Below are 19600 nucleotides of genomic sequence, written 5' to 3'. Positions count from 1 at the left end.
GTTCAGCAAACAGGATCGTCCCCCTCTTCCAAGTAGCGGATCGCGATCGAGGCCAGCATGGCCGCTCCGAGCGGCATCGCGCTTTCATCCAGATCGAATGAGGGGTGATGCACCGGGAAAGCGGTTTCATCGCCGCTCCTGGTACCGAGTCGAAACATGACGGCCGGCACCTGACGCGCGACGAACGAAAAATCTTCTCCGCCCATCGTCGGCTTGATCGTCTCCCAAAGGCCTGGACCTAGCGTGTCTTCGCTCGTTCTCGCGAACAACTCGTGCATCTCGCCATCGTTTACGACGATGGGATATCCCTCTTTCAGTTCCAGCTCGTATCCGGCGCCGAACGCTTCCGTTACGCCTTTTACGATCGTCTCGATCCTTCCCCTCATCTGTTCGCGCAGCTCGGGATTCAATGTCCTTACGGTTCCCAGCAGCTCCGCTTCCGGGGCGATCGCATTAAACGCATGCCCTCCGCTCATCTTCCCGATCGTAACGACGACCGAATCGAGCGGATTGACTTGACGGCTTGCGATATGCTGCAGCGCCGTAATCACTTGCGCGGCGATAGCAATGGCATCGACCGTCTGGTGCGGGCTTGCCGCATGTCCTCCACGGCCAATGATCTTGATTCGGAGCGATTGGGTGGCCGCACTAGCAGGTCCCTTCGCAGCCGCGACACGGCCGACCTTGAACATCGGGGAGACGTGAAGGGCCGCCGCGGCGTCGACTTTGGGCTCTTCGAGCAAGCCGTCCCGAATCATGGCGTTCGCGCCGGCTCCGCCTTCCTCGGCCGGTTGAAACATAAACTTGATGTTGCCTCGCTTGAGGCCTCTATCCGCCAGCAGTTTTGCCGCTCCCATCAGCATGGCGGTGTGAGCGTCATGCCCGCAGAGATGCGCTTTGCCCTCCACCCTCGAACGGTATTCGGCTTGCTTCGCATCCGGAATCGGCAGCGCATCCATATCCGCCCTAAGGAGGAACGTGGGTCCCGGCAGCTCGCCCTTCAACAGCCCGACGACTCCCGTGCCGCCAACCTCCGTCCGAACGTCGAGTCCCAAGCTGCGAAGATGCTCCGCAACGATACCGGAGGTACGAACCTCCTCATAACCTAATTCAGGATTCCGATGAAAGTCCCTTCTCCATTCGATCAACTGGTCGGCTAACTGTTTGGCCGACGCCAACAAAACATGTTCTTTCACATGAACACCCCCATTATTTGTATTGTAAAGAGCCGGCCCCGATTCCGCACTATGGCTGTCTTTTCTTTTATAGGTCGAAACGATACAATACTTGCATTTATTGAATAAGCTTGAAGCGTTAAGGGAAAATAAGGAGGTCTTGCCCATTAAACCAGAGGAGTGGTGGATATGCGAGAAGGAATGATTCCGGCCCTGCTAGGAACTGTCGTAACGGCTTCCGGAGCCGCTCTAGTGAAGAGGAACCATAAGCTGATCGGAACCGGCATTCTGGGATTTGGACTTGCTCATATCGTGCTCGGAGCCATCGATTTGGTCGAACACCGATAGGTGCGGCAAGACGACGGAGGATGCGTATGATCGCATCCTCCGTTTATCATTCGAAGGAGGCAGAACCCCTGCCAGTCGTCAGAGCCCTCCGTAGAAAAAGGGCAAGGAGATTGCCCCTGACATATTGATGAATCATCGTCAATCTGTCAGATCGGCATTGCGCTGTCAAACGCAAAAAAGAGCTTACACATGGATAGAGTAAGCTCCAGAGAGTCCGCAGCAATAGCTTCCTTGATGCCTCAAATCAGGGACCAAGGCCGACTGCCGTTGGAAAGCCATCGAGTTCCCCTGCGTTCAGCATGTCATCCGAATTCTCGAGAAGATCCATTTAGCCCTTGACTCCGCCCATTGTTGCGCCTTCAATAATTCTTCTCTGAAATAACACGTATACGATAACGGTAGGTATGATCGTGATGACAAGACCCGCGAGCAGCGTTACCCAATCCGCCTTGAATTCCATCATAGCGTTGGCATTATACATGTTCACGCTAATCGGATACTTGTCTGGATCGCTGATGAGAATAAAGGGACCCAGGAAATCATTGTATAAGCCTACAAACTTGAAGATGCCGATCGTCACGATGCCTGGCATCGACAGAGGCAAGATGATTTTGCGGAATACCTGAAATAACGTCGCCCCGTCGATAAACGCGCTTTCATCCAGTTCCTTAGGCAAAGAGCGCATGAAGCTGCCGAGCAAGAGCAGTTCGAAGGCCCCGACAGGCAGACCGGCTAGGAGCACCAATCCGTTCAGACTGTTGGTCAGATCCAAGGCGCGCATCAACGTATATTGGGATACGAGAATGTTGATGCCCGGCAAGAACAATGAAATCATGATAACGCTCCACAACAAGGATCTCAGCTTCCATTGGATTCGCGTGAAGGCGTAAGCGTTCACCGTGGAGACAAACAGACTGATAAGCAGACTCAGCCCCACATAATAAAGAGTGTTAATCACCGATTTGCCGATGCCGAGCTGCGTCCAAGCCTTCTCGTAATTGCCCCATTTCAGGTGCGAAGGGAAGGCCCATATATCGGCAAAAAACTCTTGATTCGTTTTAAGAGATTGATAAAAAATCCAGAATAGAGGAAGCAGGACGGTAAGCGCCCAAACGAACAGCACCATTCGCCATAGCCACGAAGTGACCCCGATTCTCATAGAACCCCTCCTTTTAGTACTCAACGCTGTCTTTGGCGAAAAATTTGTCCACGACCAGCTTCAGACCGACGAGCAGGACAAAGATCATCATGCCGATTGTGGATGCGTAGCCGTAAAAATGCTGACCGAGGTTTAAGCCGCCGAAAGCAAGGTTGAACATATATAGGGAGATGACTTCCGTCGAACCGCCGGGACCTCCCTTGGTCATGATGAGCATATATTCGAAGCCTTTGATCACGGACAGAATCAGGAAGATCGTCCCGACCCGAATAACGCCGGACAACAAAGGAAGCGTAATCTTCGTAAACCGTTGCATATGTGTGATTCCGTCCAGAGTGGCGGACTCGTAAAGAGATTTTGGGATACCTTGCATCGCATTCATGAATATGACCACGTAAAAACCGACGTAACACCATACGTATAACGGAATCATGGAGAGCAGCGCCGTACTTTTGCTGCCAAGCCAGTTATGCTCCCCTCCTAGGCCGAACACCTGAAGCAGTCCGTTCAGCAACCCGAAGGTACCGTCGTAGATGAATGACCAGATGAGCGCGATAACGACTAGAGACAGCACGTTCGGGAAAAAATAAAGGACTTTATAAAACGAATTTTCCCTGAAGGAACGGTTGACAAGAAGATCGGCTAGTTCCAACGAAATCGTTAAAGTAATGGGAATAACCGTAACGAGCAAAATCAGATTGTGCTGCAATGCCCGCGCGATGAACGGGTCCTGGAACAACCGGATATAATTGTCCCATCCAATGAACGTTTTGACGCCTATGCCGTCCCAATCCAAAAAAGAATAGAAGATGGAGAGAGCATTCGGATAGAGTGTGAATAACACATAGGCTGCAAACGCCGGAGCCACGACAATGAAAAGAAATATCGCTTTTTGAAACCGTGCGCTTTTCAAGAAATGCATAGCGGTCTTCTCTCCTCGCATATCACGGTCGAAAGGCAGTCCGGATGACTTCCTTTCGACCGTTTCTTATTCCGTCTATTCTTTGTTTTGGGCTTCTTTGTCGTTCTTAACGGCGTTCTGCAGCAGCTTCTCCGCGTCTTGTAAGATCGGCTCCGGTTGTTCCTGCCCTGTCAACACAAGTGCCATATTGTCTACGATAACCTTAAGCGATGCCGCATAATCGGGATGCGTGAGCTCGATTTTGCGATTCTTCAGTTCGAGCACGACCTGATTCTCCTTCATATATGTGGCGATCGATTTCTGCAGCGGCTTCATATTGTCCGCCCGCGTCGGAACGTCTAAGTAATCCTTGCGCAGCGGAAGCGCGCCGCCCTTCTCGACCAGCTCTTGCTGAACTTCGTTCGACATGAGCGAGAGAAGGAACTGCTTCGCCCATTTTTTGTTCAATTCCGGCTTGGCCGCCCAAATTTCGAAAGAGTAACTCAATCCGTTATTCATATAAATCGGCCCGTTCGGATTATTCGTGAATGGTACCGCCATGTATCCCCATTGGAAGTCGTCCGGAGCGGATTCCTTCATCTCATTCTCGATCCAATCGCCCGAAGGCACCATGGCCGCTTTATGTTGAAGAACGAGCATTTGCGACTGCGTGTGATTCATGCCCACGCTTTTTTTGCTGATATAACCCTTCTTGCCCATATCGTAAAGTCGTTTGTACACCTCGATATTTTCCGGGGAAGTATTCTGCGGACCATTGAAATACTCAAAATCGTTGCGGAATTGCTTGTTTTCGTTTTCATCTGCAATTTCGAATATTTTCGTATCGAAAGCGAACTGCGCGTAATTGTACAAGCCGGCATACACGATCGGATCAATGCCCTGGCTCATAATCGTCTCGCAAAGTTGAATAAACTCGTCATACGTCTTAGGACTTTTGTTCCAGCCATTCTCATCGAACAGCTTCTGATCGAAGAACATGCCGCCAATGTAGTTCGCAATCGGGAATATCCAGGCATTATCTTTATAATATTTCTCCGGATCATTAAACCCCGGAACGATCAGATCGTTCAGCTTCTGCCCTGGCGCGTCGTCCGGCGACATCTCGAAAATATCGGTTACCGGCTCCAACTTGTTGGCATTGACGTATTCCGTCCAGGTGTCGCTGTAGAACAAATCGAACATATCTTCGTCGTTGCCAGCGGCTGCCTTAGTCGAGACAAGATCACCGATCTTCGGAGATGCCGTAATATCGAATGTAACGTTTGGATATTTTTCCGTGAAAAGTTTGACGGCATAATCGAACCATTCTCTTCCATACCCCGATTCGAGCAAGCCGATCTTTAACGTCACTTTTTCATTCCTAGGCAACCCATTCTCGTAATTGTCGACTTCTTCTGAAGATGGTTCGCCTGTCGCGGGAGTCGTGGATCCGGGAGTTGTGTTGCTTGCGCCTCCCTTTGTATTTGCAGCATTCGAGCATCCGGCGGCAAACAAGACCATGCAGAGTATGAGCGCTAAAGAACTCCATGTCATTTTTTTATTCATCGTTAGGCCCTCCCAGTTTTTAATTCAATTTTCAATTCAGCGAAAGAACAGTTAAATTCTCGACCTCCACCCTGTAGTCCGGCGGGATTTCGATTTGATATTCCACTCTTCCGTCCGCCTTTGACCATTCCAAGCGAATCGTATCGTCCCCTAAAGGAAGCACCCCCTTGCAATAGGAATTTTCCAGATCGCAGAATCTTAGTGTGATGGTTTTCGCGATGGGGTCAATCTTGTAGATGCCCAGAACATCGCGAATCAAGCTGTGTACGACATGGGAAGCGAATCCGTGATTGCAGCTGGCATAATCCCCATCGTTCTCCCAGAGTGTCCCGGTTCGCTCAACCATGTAATGGAGGTAGTCTGCGGATTCATCTACCGCCTGCCTTACATATCCGTATCTTGCCAGCAATTCGAGACGCAAATAATTACCGATAAAGGCATTCGCTTTATGAACGTCTTGATAGGTGTTCGTCTGGTTTCTGAGCGGTCCGAACCGGGTTAACAATGTATCCCAAAGTTCAGGATGGCTGTCGGGGTCGGCTGTTCCGAAATAGAAAGCGTAATACTGACAAATTTCGCTCTTATTGCGAGTAATGACAAGGCGGCCGTCAAGTCGCTCGGCATTGTCGATGAAAAATTCTCCATCATAGGACTGCGACCGAATCACCTCATGTACCTTCTCAGCTTCATGCAAAAGATGAGGCAGTTGATACAAGCGACCCGCGACGGCAAGCGAGGCTGCATACAGCATATTGGTTGGATAATTGACATCCTGCACGAAATCATTCGCCTTTGACCACTCCAGGAATACCCAACTTTCAAGACTCTCCAACAGCCCGTCCTCGTTCTTGAATCGTTCGAAGTAGTCGATCAATTCAAGGACTCTCGGCTTCAACGCATCGATCATCTGCCGGTCTCCGCTTCGTTCCAGATATTCCTCCAGTTCTATAACGAACCATAACGACCAATTCGGTATAAAGACGCCGTCGTTATGATCCGCTGGATAACACATCGGAAGCATGCCTACGGGCAAATACGGGAATCGATCAGGCAAGAGGTAATTTTCGAAGAAGGCTCGCTCTACATTTGTCTCCCCTGTCAAGTTGAATGCGGCTCGTCCCATGAAAAAGCTGTCGCAAAGCCATCCTGCACGTTCCCTTGAGGGACAATCCATAAAGAGATCCACTACGTTCTGGCGGAATGTTTCCCTTCCTGCTTCAAAGATAGCGTTAAGCCGTTCATCGTCAGATTGAAACCTCGCCTTGCCGGCATCGGCGTTCGTATATTCCCTCATATATATTCCCGTAATCTCGCATTCCCCTTCGGCTGCGATCCACTTCATATAACGAAGAGTATACGGCTCGAACGTCTCCAGTCTGTAGGTTCCGGGTTCAAGCTCATACCGCAGAGCATTGACGCAGCCGAAACGCAAATGATCCACATCGTCTTCACGCAGAACTTCGTCGAATGTCACGTACAGCAAGGTCCTACGGCTGCAACGAACAGTACCGCCAATAAACCCGGTCCGGTTGATTCCCATATCCAGAATTTCGAATTCATTCTTATGGAGCAGCATAGGAACGTCTTGGGCATACGGTTGTTGAACTTTATGTTGGCTCCGGACCGGAAGATCGGCCAATTCATCCGACATAATGAAGGTCAGATCTTCCATTTCGAAGCCTCCAAACTGACGGCCTACCCCTGTCAAAGAACGATCGCGCCAATATTCTCTTTGCAGTTTCCGGTGAATCACTTCTCCCCTCGCATACAACATAAGCGGATAACGCTGAGTGAATTCGGCCATAGGAACGCCTCTGGAAATTAACGTCTTGGCGGCCGTCTCCTCACAGTCAACCCGATTGAAAGAAAAACTTTTATCCACTCTCCAGCGATCATAGCCGGATTGAAGCGAATAAGCTTCGACAAACGTTCTTTGAAAGCTGAATCGCTGCACCTTCTGTACGCGTTCCATCAAGATCGTCGCCTCGAAACCGCCATCGCTTCCCGACGCTAGAAGGGTATCCATGCCTGACTGAACCTCCGCCTGCAGGAAAGACGGCTGATCGAGTACATAATAGCTGTTGATATTATAGCCGGCCACCTCAATGGCAATGAAGTTATCGCCCTCGTGCGCGTATTTGCTCAAGTCCCATATATCGACTCGATAATGCCCATGGGGTCCGCGTGCAGGTCCGTGCCCGATGAAATTGCCGTTTATATAACATCGATAGAGGGTTGATGCGGCAATATGCAACGTCAAATCTGCATCCTTCCGTGTAGTTGCTATACCTCTGAATCCGGCGGTAATGTTTTTTTCCTTCTCCGAATTTTTCGGCCATACGGGTCTTGCCGCTCTAAAAAACTCATAATTCCCCGTTCTAGTCACCTTGTGCCTCCTCCAACCTCTTGATAAGAGACTTTTAGTCTGCTTGTAAAGACGAAGCCTTTGCCTTTCATTCGCGAGCTTCCTTGCCGGCGGCCGCTTGCCCTGGATGATCGCCAGTCGATAGAAAGTCGGTTTGTGGGCAGAAGAACGCTTTAATCGCTTCCTGTTGGTTCAACAACGCTACGGCCTGATCATAGTCAACGAATGACGAATGATGTGTCTGAAGACATTCGGTATTAAGACCCTTGTTCATGACAAGATCGATTAACAATTGATGATCTCTTGGACCTACGGGCCTGTATTTGTACGATTCCAGCTTCGTACCTCGTGCCCACAGGTTCTCCGAATAGGTAATATCTCCGCGCAGCACTCCGAAGATAACAACATGCTCGTTCACATGCGACAGTACATTCTGAACGGAAGCGGCCGCGCCCACGCAGTCGTAACCGAGCTCGAATCGTTGATTCTGCAATTCGTTCGCATGCATGACCGTTCCAAGACCCAGATTTCGTACAAACTCGATCCTGCTCTCGTTGACGTCGATTCCGACAACCTGTGAAGCTCCCCACAGCCGTGCCACCTGAACGGCCAGAATGCCGGCAGGGCCGAGACCGGAAACCAGAAGCGACTTTCCTTTAAGATCGCCAAGCTGCATTAATCCAATGACCACACATTTCAACAGCTCGAACGAAACCGCTTGCTTAAACGTAATGCTGTCAGGAAGCTTAATCAGTTCCTCTTCACGGAAAGCGGCGTACTCCGCATAGGCTCCTTTAGGGACGATATGCTCTAGAGCCGCGACACGATCCCCTACGGCGAAGCGGTGTACACCGGGCCCTACGGCTTTGACGACGCCTGCCATCTCATGCCCTGGGAAACCAATCGGCAGCGGATATTGGGGAGATTCGGCATAATTAAACATATCTCGACCAGCCATCATATTGATGTCCCAGCGCGGGCAAGTCGATACCATCTGTATTTCGACTAAAACTTGATGATCCTGAAGATCGGGCATTTCGGCATCCACGATTCGGAATTGTCCGGCACCGATGATTTGTAACGCTTTCATAGTTGTTCCTCCCATATTCGGCGAATGGCCTCTCTCTTGGTATTATTCTACGTTGTCTACAAGGCTTCGTCTTTGCAAAGTATATTGTTATGCGGCATATAACTTGGTCCTTATTGCGGCATCCGAATGGCGTTTGCGATACGACATTTGCACTATACTGACTTTCGTGTCGACTTCTATTGACGAAAGACTTAACTGTCCCCCAATAAAAACCGTCAGAGATAAGTTCGCTCCCTGACGGTTTTCTAAATAAGGGGACTTCATTTTCCCTATGATATTGAGATGCATTCATACTGCGGATCTGTCAACATTCGTCTAACCCTTCACGCTGCCTACGACAATTCCCTTAATGAAGAACCGCTGTAGAAATGGGTAGACAAGCAAGATCGGCAGCATGCCGACGAAGATTTGCGCCGTCTTCACATTTCGAGTCGTCACGTTCATCATTTGCGATACATCATGTAATTTGGACATGTCGGGTTGAGTGATGATCGTCTGCAAGAAGGTCTGCAACGGATAATTCTCCGGACGGTTCAGATAAAGCAGACCATCGAACCACGCATTCCAATGTCCTACCATTGCAAACAGGGAAATCGTGGCTATCGAGGGCAGCGAAAGCGGCATATAGATCTTGAATAGGATCGTCCAATGACCTGCACCGTCAACGAATGCCGACTCCTCCAGTTCCCTCGGCAAACCGCGAAAAAAATTGAGCATGAGCACGATAAAATAAACGGATACGGCTCCGGGTAAAATAAGCGCCCATAGGCTATCGATCAAACCATATGCTTTGATGGTCATATAATTCGGTACGAGTCCCCCACCAATGAGCATCGTCAGCATGAAATACCAAACGTATACGCTCCTTGCTGGAAAATGGGTACTTTCTTTGGACAGCGGATAGGCGACAAGAACGCAAAGCAATACATTGATCAAGGTTCCGAGAACGGTTCTTTGCAAGGAAATCCAGAACGCAGAGCCAAATTTGGAATCGCCTAAAATATAAGAATAGGCATCCAAATTAAAATCGACCGGCCACAGCTTAACAAGCCCCCCGTTGACTGCTGCGGAATCGCTGAAGGAGATCGCCCAAATATGAATAAACGGCAGCAAACAAAGTAATGATAACGCGATCATGAAGGAATAGTTTGCTGCATGAAAAAGTTTGCGCGATAGGGAGTTTGGTTCTACCATAATCCTGGTCCTTTCTTCAGAAGATGCGGTAGTTGGCAATTTTATATACCAATCGATAAGAGATGATAATCAGCACCATGCTGATGACGGATTTGAACAAATTAACAGCCGTCGAGACGCCATATTGAAAATCCTGAAACCCGATTCGATACACCATCGTGTCGATAATGTCGCCAGAGCGATATACCTGTGGACTGTATAACATAAAAACTTGTTCGAAACCTGCGTTAAGTACATTGCCAAGGCTAAGCAGCGCAAGAAGCACCACGATCGGACCAATCCCCGGCAAAGTAATATGCAAAGTTTGTTTCCAGCGATTGGCTCCGTCGATATAAGCAGCCTCATAGAGCGATGGGTTGATGGAAGTTAGCGCAGCTAAATAAATAATTGTCGAAAAGCCAAATTCCTTCCATATGTCAGACGCGATCAGGGTAACGGGAAACCAGCTGTTGCTGCCTAGGAAAAAAATGGGCTCAATGCCAAACACCCCAAGCAACTGATTCACTATTCCGCCATTCGTTGAAAGAACATCTACGAGTATACCGCCCAATATGACCCAGGAAAGAAAGTGAGGCATATAGATGAGCGTTTGCACAGTTCGGACAACTCTTCTGTTGCGCATTTCATTAAGCAACAATGCGGCCATGATGGCTACAATTTGCCCTAAAACAATTTTCGACATCGCTATGAGCAAGGTGTTCCTGACTACATCGTAAATATCCGGCATGTTGATCATGTACACAAAGTTGGCAAATCCCACCCATTCGGATCCAAAAAGCCCCCGGTTCGGGATAAACTTCTGAAAAGCCATCGCAATTCCGCCCATCGGAATATAGGCGAATAAGAAAATAAGGATCACGCCAGGTATAATCATGAGATGAAGAGGCAGATTGCGCTTCCAACGATTGCTTTTCATTTCATCGTTTCCTTCCTGCAAAGTATAAGGGGGATCAAATATCCCCCCCTAACATGACATCCAGCACATCGGCGCATGGAAGTGAATTAATTCATTTCGTTGACTTCCTTAGTGATTTGCTCCCCGCCCTGCCTGTTCCAATCCTGAACAAATTTATCGAACTCCTCGATGCCTACATCCCCCATGATAATTCTAGTCATCATGGTAATTTCCATCTTGTTCAACGTAGACATCTTCTCGCTCATCGTTGGCGTTGTCGGGACGTTCAACGCATTATTCACATATAAATCATTGTCCAAATACGAAGCTACGACTTCCAAGGCGCTATGACCTGCTCCGAATATACGATCCGTCAACCATCCCCCGACGTCTTTAGGATTTTCACGGTAGGCTTTGATCGATTCGATTTTAATTTGCGAGTCTTCTGAAATCGTAGACGTATCGCCGTCCTTGAGTGCCTGAATCACTTCGTTGTATATATTCAGATGAATAAGCGGAGGCGAGAAAGACAATATCGCATAAGGGTAATAAGCAACGCCGGTCTCGGCATTCTGTCCAAGACTCCGATCAACATCCACATACTGAGTATGCACCCAATAATTTGCCAGCTTTACGGCAGCCTCCGGGTTTTTGTAACCTTTCTTGACCACAAAGAACGAGCTCGCTGTCGATCCAAGATAGGCATTCGCCGGTGTCCCGTCGACCGATGGCAATGGATAGGCATTCCAAACCGCACCGTCCACGTTAAGAATCGTATCCTTGTTCGCATAGATAGGAGAGGCGAAGTCTCCGTAGAACATACCCGTTTTGCCGGCGTTCAGCGACTCAAATACCTTCGTCGAATCTTGTACGCCGAACTCTTTGTCTATCAGCCCTTCCTTGTACATCTGATTCAGCATCTGCAGGGCCGGCTTCATCTCCGGAAGGATGCTTCCATATACAACTTTGCCGCTTGAATCTTGAATCCATGAGCCGGGGTAAGCGCCGAACCCTTGGAATAATCCGTCCACGCCAGGTGCGTTCCACATGCTCGTGATATCCTTGTTAACGCTTAAACCATACGTATCCTTTTTGTTGTTTCCATCAGGATCATCATTCGTGAATGCTCGCGCAATCTGTAATACTTCTTCTGTAGTCTGAGGCGGCTGCAATTTCAATTTATCCAGCCAATCCTGGCGAATCCATAACATCTTAAGCGTTCCGATCGCCGGTGTCAGTGCCGGTATAGCATACATCTTGCCATCGAAGCTTGATGCATGGATAGCCTGATTGTTATCCTGACCCATAATTTCCTTGAGCTCTTCGCTTGCATACTTCTCGTAAATCTCCGTTAAATCCTCGATCATACCGGCCTCTACAAGCGTCTTAAGCTGAATTGCGTTGACGTTCAAGAGATCCGGAATATCATTGGAGGAAATCGATACGTTTAATTTGCTTTGAAAGGCCTCGCCGCTTGGCACGGTCCACATATTGCTGACTTTAATACCCAAGTCACGTAAGTAAGCGTCATACCAGATGTTATCGTCGATCGTGTTCTCATCGTCGAAAGTCAACCATTCTGTCGATCGCACTACGGACAGGTCGATGGGCGGATCGTATTTGCCCAACGGATCGATTGTTTCATCTGCAGCCGAGCTTTCACCATTAACTGGGTTATTCTGCCCAGTCGCTGGAGGAGAAACGGATTCTCCATTGGACGACGTATTATTCGTCGAACAGGCGCTTAAGGTTAACGTTACGGCGAGCAAAGCAACCATTCCTGTTAAAACATGTCTTCTACCCTTTGACAATTGAATACCCCCAGGCATGTTATGTTATTTATGCGTCCGGTAAACGCCGGGTTATGATCAGTGGCCACCATCATAAAATCTGTCCCGTTATTCATAATTGTAAGCGTTGTCTCAACTTCCAACAACGCTATTCGATTGTCAAAGTTCTCATTTATTGCTCACTTCCAACGCATTTGCAACTAACCGTTCATCAGGCCATTCAATCTGCTGGAAGGTGCCCGTCTCCGCGGATTCCTTCGCTTTCAGACAGATCAATGCGCTCGATAATCCCGCCTCTAGCGGGGCGACGGATTCCATGGTTTCTCCCCTCATAATGGCTGCAAAGTTGTCCATAAGTACCGAATCCCCGCCGCCATGGCCACCTGCGAATGCAGCCGTATCAATGGTATACGTCTCGACACGAGGCGTATGATGCATAAACAGCTTCACCTCATTCGAGGTCCAATCAAATTCCACCGTGCCTTTGTAGCCCATGAATCGCGCTCCGCGCCTGGCAGCTTGCTTGCGAATAAAGAAGTTCTGCGAATAGCTGACATGCATGCCGGATTCATATTGAACCAGAGCGCTGCCCGAATCCTCATTGCCGGTATCGATCGCGAACCCGCAATATTCCCCATGTCGACCTTCGCCAGAACGCAGCAAGTTTTGCGGACTCTCGGGGCAAGTCACCTGTTCTTCGCAATCGACACATTTCAACCCTGCAGGTTTATTACCCTTGAAAATTTGCTTCGATTTCATCGCGCATACTTGGATAGGTTTCAGACCCAACACATCATTGATGTAGTCAAAATCATGAGTCGCTTTCTGGAGAAACAACCCTTGTGTCTCAAGCTCATCCCTGTACCAATGATGGAAATAGATAGATCCATACGAAACGTTGTTGACGGCCTGAACATGTTCGACCGTACCGATTTTTCCCGATGCGATAATTTCCTTGACAAGCTGCGTATGATATGTAACGCGCAGTGGAAAGGAAACGACGACCGGACTATTCATTCTCCGATGCGCATCCCGTAGACGCATCAAATCATCTATCGATGTGGCAACAGGTTTCTCCAGATAAAGAGGAATCCCTCTGTCCATCACCTTTAACGCCATCTTTGCATGCTGCGAACAGCGGGTGCCGATGAATATGCCATCGTATTCTCCTTGCTGCAACATCTCGTCGGCATCATCGAAGAAACGAATCACCGAGCAGTCAGTCCCTGCTTCGAGCATCGACTGCCGAATAGCCGAGCTCCGCATATCCGCGATCGCAGCGATGCGGCAGTCGGGATGCCTTTCCTGTAAAATTCCTATTAATCTGCTCACCTGATTGCCGTAACCGATTACAGCGATTCTTATCACATGCTCGTCCCCCTCTTATTTAGAAAACTGGCGTTGTTGAAGTGCGGATCGTTTATTCTGCCTTTGAATCCTAGCGACTATTTGAAGGTACAGCTGGAATCAGTGGAACGAAAGCTTCATAATAAATGCGATGCCCATAATCATTTGGATGATTGATATTGTTGAGCAGCAGACTTTCATGCGTCTTACCGGCACGCAGCTCTTCGTTCCATAACCGATGTACATCTGCAACCGCAACGTTGCATTCCTTGCCAATCCGTTTGAGGATATCCGCATAGATCGCTAAATCTCCGCTGGAATGCTTCCACAGCGGATTCGATTCACACGGCGTAACCAATATGATGTCTGCCCCCGTTGCTTCCTGGATACGAGTAACCATCTGCCGAATATTTCGTTCGAATTCACCTGGAGGAACTCCATTCCTGATCTGCTCGCTCATCGTGCACTGATCGTTCATCCCATATCCGATACTGACAATATCCGGTCGAAGCGCGATCACGTCATCTTCAAACCTCTTTAATCCGTCCACGCTGGTTTCGCCGCCGATCGCACGATTGACCACCTCAAGCTCCATCCCCTCGAACCGCTTTCTCAGTTCGCCGGCAAACAATTGATAGAACGCATATTCATCGCGGCTTGCATCGCCGCCAGCGCTTATACTGTCACCGAAAACAACATAACGAATGCCTTCGCCCGCCGCTATTTTTGTTCGAACCCGCCGCAGTTGTTCGCCCGCCGCATCCGCGCAATCCGCTTGCGCTTCTTCGGCCTCCTCGATATATTCATAATCCACGTAAACAGTGAACTTTCGGTTGCTGCAATCCGCGTAATCCCGATGGTCAAAACTTTCCTTGCCATATACGACATGACCACGCCAATCTGGAATGGAACTATTCTCCGTTCGTGCAATCGTCCCGGCTTCATAATTAATCACGAAGTCTTCCTGTTCCATATAGGTCACATCTTTCGGATGATCCGACCCTTGACCGGTACTGACGCTTAAACAACGAACCACGTTTCCATGGCGAAGCTTCTGCGGTGTTTGCCCAACGAATACGACACTCTCACCTTTACACATTTTATTCGACATCCTTTTTCCCTCCTCAAGTAGAAAAATAACAAACATTGGGCATCCAAGCTTGTTATTATTGTAATATGGCAATATGGCCGCAACTACGGCAATCCCTTGCACTCTTTATAATTTATTGCCGAGAATCCTATGACTGATAGCTTTGCTTATACTCCTTGGGTGACATCCCCAGGCTGTTCCTGAAGAAAGTCGTGAAGTAGGGGACATTCTCAAAGCCTAATTCGGCTGCTACATCCTTGATTTTGATGTCGTCCTGCAACAGCAATTCCTTTGCGCGATTCAGCTTTTGCTCTTTGATTTTCTGATAGATTGGATATCCTCTTTGAGAATGATACAGTCTGGATAAGTAGAATTTGCTTAGATGTACATGATCAGCGAGCTGCTGCAAAGTTAGATTCCGACTTAAATTTTGGATAATGTAGTTGTCGACTTTCTCTGCGATCTCCTGCTTTTGCTCCTTGGCGTCATCTCCGACGATTAGAAATAATATTTCAGCAAGCCGCACACAGTAGTCCGCGAAGGACTGCCAATCCGTATGTTTGTTGAAGTTGGTTAAATAGGTTAAGTCCAGTTTCATTCCGACTTCGGTTGTCATTTGCCGGGAGTTCATATAGGAAAGATATAGGCCGGCCAACGTGATGAATATTTCCGATTGCCTTTCGAACGTCAGAAATACGGATTTCCGAATCGTCTCGAAAAAACTGCGCAATTCGTTCATGAAGGCCAGGAACTCACCCGCTTCAAGCAATCCTGTTAACGCAAGCAGCTGCTTCTTTATCTCCTGAGACTGCAACTGGATATCCTGATAGCGGGACATAGCTTCTCCCGCTTGCTCCACCTGCATAATTTCGCTCTTCAATCCGATGGCTCGATCCAGCAGCTCCCCCATCTTTCGATTCACATCGCCAATTTGCAGCCATTCGACTTCATGGCCGGATATTACAAATGAACACGACAGCCCCATTCGCTCTTGAATGACGGACTGCACTCGTTCCAGCTCTTCGCTTAAATACCAGTGGAGCTGCGACAAATCATCGGTTACGCTGTCATGATCCATCCTCTTCACTTGGAGCAGCCATACCAGATGTCGAGAACCGTTATAGGGAACAATGCTGCATTGGGGTTGGAGCATGGATACCATCAATTCCATGATCATCTCCCGCTGCCGCATCTTCTCGATCTCGGTATATGTTAGCGGCCATTGATCGACTTTTCCATTCAACAGAATGAAGCATTGATCTACGCTCAACGAAGCCTGTACATACGCTTCTTCCTTGTCAGCCAGCTGTTGCGGCGTCAACGGCTTCTCCAGAAGCTCCTTCAGCAATTCGTCGTTCAACATACGCTGAGCTTGTTTCAACCTCATCCCGATCTGCTTTTCCTGTTCCTTCAATCGACGTTCCTCTTCAATAATCCCGCATAGCTTGCGCACGGCTTCGATCACGGTCTCGTCGTCCACAGGCTTAAGTAAATAATCGAAGGCTTCTTGGTGCAGAGCGGTCTGCAAGTATGTGTAGTCGGAATATCCGGAGAGAAACAACGTTTTCAGTTCCGGAAATCGGCTCTTGATCATTGCGGACAAATCCAAGCCGTTCATGCCGGGCATCATGACATCCGTCATAAGAATGTCGATTCCTTGCTCCTCCGTCTTTTCGATTATGTTGATCAAATCGACTGCTTCATCGGCCGAGTAAGCTTTCCATACTTTTAGCGGCAAATTCTCCTGCCCTTCTAACAAGCGATGCAAGCTATCCACGATAATCGATTCATCATCAACCAGCATGAATTGAATCATGATATCGCTCCTTCCCAATAGATCGTAATAACATTCGTCAAACCACCGTACTCGTTGCTTTGCAATTGAAGCCCGCTTTCCGGTCCGAATAATATCTCTAGCCGCTTATGCACATTAATTAAGGCATGGCTAGTATCGCACTGTCCCGCATGAATCTTTTTTTGAAGCTCAGCGATATGTTCCGCTCCCCCGCCCATCCCGTTGTCCGCCACATGGAGTTCCATGTAATTCCCATAGTCCTTACAGATAATTCGAACCCATCCCTCTTTGACAGTATGTTTGTGGCCATGCTCAACCGCATTCTCGATCAACGGTTGAATGAACAATCTCGGTACTTTCCGATGAAGAATCGAGTCTGCCTGATCCGCATCATCCGGTAATTCCCATTGGAAAGATATTCGATTTCCGAAGCGCATTTGTTGTATCGATGCATAGCTGCTTGCATGTTTGATTTCCTTGTCCAACGTGATAAGGTCGTCGTGATTATTCTGCGTAATATATTTAAAGTAATCTCCCAGATGTCTCGACAGGTGTGAGACGCCTTGAAAGTCTTTATCCTGCGACATTCGATATAGAATATATAAACTATTGTACAGAAAGTGCGGGTTGATCTGAGATTGCAATTGTCTAAGCTCCGCCAATTGCCTGTAAATCGTTTGTTCATAGACTTCGTGAACGAGCACCTTAAGCTTTCCTACCATGCTATTAAATCTGGTATATAGAAACTCGAACTCATCCTTCTTTCGATACTGGAGATTCAAGTTGAAATTACCATTCTCAACCATCCTGAAAGCTTGAACGAGCTTTCTTAACGGTTGATGAATAAACTTGATCAACAAATAGGAAAACGAAACGATGACGATCAATGCCAAACCCCACAATATGTAATTCCATACTGTAAACTTGCGAAGCGGCTGTAACAACTGATCTTGCCGATCATAGACGATCAGCGACCAGTTCGTGAAGGAAAGCGTCTTCTCGATCGAAATTAAAGTCGGATCATTTCCCAATTCTTCGCGAACAAAGGAGTTCCCCTCAATCGAGGGGAACTGATAGCTGCTTACAGTATCCACGATCAAGGATCTTTCCCCTAAACTGGTGCCGATCATCGATGGAGACAGCTCGACCACGATCAAATATTGCGTTTTTGTTCCAGCCGGATATCCGCTCAATAAGTAATAATGTTGACCGTCCTTCTTCACATTCGAATTGCCTGCGGCGAGATCCTTATATCGTTCATATTCACCAGTGTTCAGATTCGTTAATACAGAAGTAGAGGACAGACGTTTTTGGAAATTCGGCATCAACACGAACACTTCGGATATATAGCGGCTGGATGAAGCTAACGCGGATATTTTAGAATACACATCGTTGATCAGCTTGATCTTTTCGTAATCTCGAAGCGAGTCGGAACGTATGCTTAAATCCTGAAGATCGGAATCATTATTGAACTGCATCTGCAGTTGAACGATACGATTCAACTCCGCATCCAGGGAGCTGGCCAAATAATCGACCTTTTGTTGCATGACTGCTGTTATTTGTTGGCGTATAATATTGACGCCGGATCGATGAATGAAAGCATTGATAATAAAAAAAGGGACAAGGATCAAGATGAATCCCAACAGCGTTTTGAAAAAGATTCCGCGCTTAAAAGTGTACATTTCCATCAGTTTCAACGAGATCGGAACTGGTCTTTAATCCATTCGAATCTTCGATAACGAAACAGTATGCAGTAGAATGATCCGGAATAGAACAAAACAATTTCATTTCGCGAGCTTCAAACTTAGCTGGCATAAGATCCCAATTTCTTGAAGTATACGGCCCGGATTCGGTTGTATAAAGAAGATGTACGCTCTGTACAGTGCGGTTCCCTTCATAATACGCCCAAGCCTCAGTTCCCGATTGGCCGGATGAAGTCGCCCGTAAAAGCGGGGGTTCATCCTTCACGAACGAATCCGCATAGACGAAGAACTCTTGGGTCGACCAAGGCGTGTTATAATCATGCTTCCAATTGGGGAGAAGTCTGAGCGTTCGCGTTCCTTTAGCCTCCCGATATGTCTTCTGCCAGCCATTCAAATAAAAGGCTGGGTCATTCGTGCCGGTTGCCCAAAGCATCGGAAGCTCGGATTGCCCTATGTATTGGCTAACATCGAAAGCGGCATTCCATCTTTGCTGATGTTCTATATTCATCCCCCGCAAAATTTCTTGCCAGCAAGACCCTTCCATGTAATATCCCGCAGCGTAGACAGGCATGGCAAAAGCCAACCTAGACTCGATCCCCGCGACGATTTCCGTGACGTAACCTCCCCATGAAATCCCCATCATTCCGATACAGGCAGGATCGACATTACACTGATTAGCCAAAAAACTGACGGCTCGTACGGCCGCCGCTACTGCATGGTAGCTCCACATGTCCGTTAATTTGCTCTCGGATTTGGAAATATCGTGAAACATGGTGTCGTCGGTCATGTCTGGACCGCCTTCCGGCATCCTTGTTTCATCGGCGCCTCTGCCTGTTAGATCCATTGCAATCGCCGCATAACCGCGCTCTGCCCACTGCTCTGCCCATTCGGAGAATGCTTTGCCTCCTCCGCCGTGTACAAGAACGACTCCCGGAACAAGACTATCTCTTGCGCGGTTAGGAACAGCATAATAAGCGAACACTTTTGTCGTTTTCCCTTCATAAATCTCGTTGTTATAACAAAACTGACGCACTATAAACCCGGGATGCTCCTCCGTCACCCCCCAAGTGATCTCCGGCGTTTGCATTAACCGATCAACATCCCATGGGCCGGTATATCCATCTTTTTTCATCCATAACGCTCCTTGCTTCTTTTTATTTATTAAATGGGATCATGGCAATT

Annotated in this window: 15 protein-coding genes; 1 reads left to right on the top strand and 14 read right to left on the bottom strand. The window is 48.1% G+C overall.

Annotation, left to right across the window (positions count from 1 at the left end; genetic code table 11):
* Positions 1-2 precede the first annotated feature (2 nt).
* On the bottom strand, positions 3-1196 hold the full coding sequence (locus H7F31_RS19825) for a M20 metallopeptidase family protein (protein WP_261800058.1): 1194 nt from the start codon (positions 1194-1196) through the stop codon (positions 3-5).
* A 168-nt stretch (positions 1197-1364) separates the two neighbouring features.
* On the opposite strand from H7F31_RS19825, the gene H7F31_RS19820 reads away from it, so the two are divergent.
* Positions 1365-1523: an asparagine synthase gene (locus H7F31_RS19820; RefSeq protein WP_087572097.1), complete on the top strand. Its 159-nt coding sequence runs from the start codon at positions 1365-1367 to the stop codon at positions 1521-1523.
* 328 nt (positions 1524-1851) lie between these two features.
* On the opposite strand, the gene H7F31_RS19815 is transcribed toward H7F31_RS19820, so the two are convergent.
* From H7F31_RS19815 to H7F31_RS19755, 13 genes are all read right to left on the bottom strand, one after another.
* A complete protein-coding gene (locus H7F31_RS19815; RefSeq protein ID WP_187100183.1) occupies positions 1852-2682 on the bottom strand; it encodes a carbohydrate ABC transporter permease in 831 nt (276 codons plus the stop codon).
* Positions 2683-2695: 13 nt separating this feature from the next.
* Entirely contained in the window at positions 2696-3604 is a 909-nt protein-coding gene (locus H7F31_RS19810) for a carbohydrate ABC transporter permease (protein ID WP_187100182.1), read from the bottom strand.
* A gap of 75 nt (positions 3605-3679) precedes the next feature.
* Positions 3680-5149 carry an extracellular solute-binding protein gene (locus H7F31_RS19805; protein WP_187100181.1) on the bottom strand — a complete coding sequence of 490 codons (1470 nt, stop codon included), beginning with the start codon at positions 5147-5149 and terminating at the stop codon, positions 3680-3682.
* A 31-nt stretch (positions 5150-5180) separates the two neighbouring features.
* Positions 5181-7535 carry an alpha-L-rhamnosidase-related protein gene (locus H7F31_RS19800; protein WP_187100180.1) on the bottom strand — a complete coding sequence of 785 codons (2355 nt, stop codon included), beginning with the start codon at positions 7533-7535 and terminating at the stop codon, positions 5181-5183.
* 67 nt (positions 7536-7602) lie between these two features.
* On the bottom strand, positions 7603-8604 hold the full coding sequence (locus H7F31_RS19795) for a zinc-dependent alcohol dehydrogenase (RefSeq protein WP_187100179.1): 1002 nt from the start codon (positions 8602-8604) through the stop codon (positions 7603-7605).
* Positions 8605-8919: 315 nt separating this feature from the next.
* Complete coding sequence (locus H7F31_RS19790) at positions 8920-9798, bottom strand: carbohydrate ABC transporter permease (RefSeq protein WP_187100178.1); 879 nt, start codon at positions 9796-9798, stop codon at positions 8920-8922.
* A gap of 16 nt (positions 9799-9814) precedes the next feature.
* Positions 9815-10714 (bottom strand): ABC transporter permease, encoded by a 900-nt coding sequence (locus tag H7F31_RS19785; RefSeq protein ID WP_187100177.1) that lies wholly within the window; start codon positions 10712-10714, stop codon positions 9815-9817.
* 86 nt (positions 10715-10800) lie between these two features.
* A complete protein-coding gene (locus H7F31_RS19780; RefSeq protein ID WP_187100176.1) occupies positions 10801-12504 on the bottom strand; it encodes an extracellular solute-binding protein in 1704 nt (567 codons plus the stop codon).
* A gap of 147 nt (positions 12505-12651) precedes the next feature.
* Positions 12652-13851: a Gfo/Idh/MocA family protein gene (locus H7F31_RS19775; RefSeq protein ID WP_261800057.1), complete on the bottom strand. Its 1200-nt coding sequence runs from the start codon at positions 13849-13851 to the stop codon at positions 12652-12654.
* Positions 13852-13921: 70 nt separating this feature from the next.
* The gene (locus H7F31_RS19770; protein ID WP_187100175.1) at positions 13922-14941 is read right to left on the bottom strand and encodes an SGNH/GDSL hydrolase family protein; all 1020 of its coding nucleotides are present in this window, start codon (positions 14939-14941) and stop codon (positions 13922-13924) included.
* Positions 14942-15068: 127 nt separating this feature from the next.
* Positions 15069-16736: a response regulator transcription factor gene (locus H7F31_RS19765; protein WP_187100174.1), complete on the bottom strand. Its 1668-nt coding sequence runs from the start codon at positions 16734-16736 to the stop codon at positions 15069-15071.
* Positions 16733-18262, bottom strand: a complete 1530-nt coding sequence (locus H7F31_RS19760; RefSeq protein WP_187100173.1) for a sensor histidine kinase — start codon at positions 18260-18262, stop codon at positions 16733-16735. The genes H7F31_RS19765 and H7F31_RS19760 overlap by 4 nt, the downstream gene beginning before the upstream one ends.
* A 121-nt stretch (positions 18263-18383) precedes the next feature.
* Positions 18384-19550, bottom strand: coding sequence for an alpha/beta hydrolase family protein (locus H7F31_RS19755; protein ID WP_187100172.1), 1167 nt, complete (start codon positions 19548-19550; stop codon positions 18384-18386).
* Positions 19551-19600: the final 50 nt, after the last annotated feature.

The organism is Paenibacillus sp. PAMC21692 (assembly GCF_014303795.1).
In the GTDB taxonomy this organism is placed as follows: domain Bacteria; phylum Bacillota; class Bacilli; order Paenibacillales; family Paenibacillaceae; genus Pristimantibacillus; species Pristimantibacillus agaridevorans.
The sequence above is the reverse complement of the archived record's forward strand: the minus strand, read 5'-3'. Positions and strand labels throughout refer to the sequence as shown.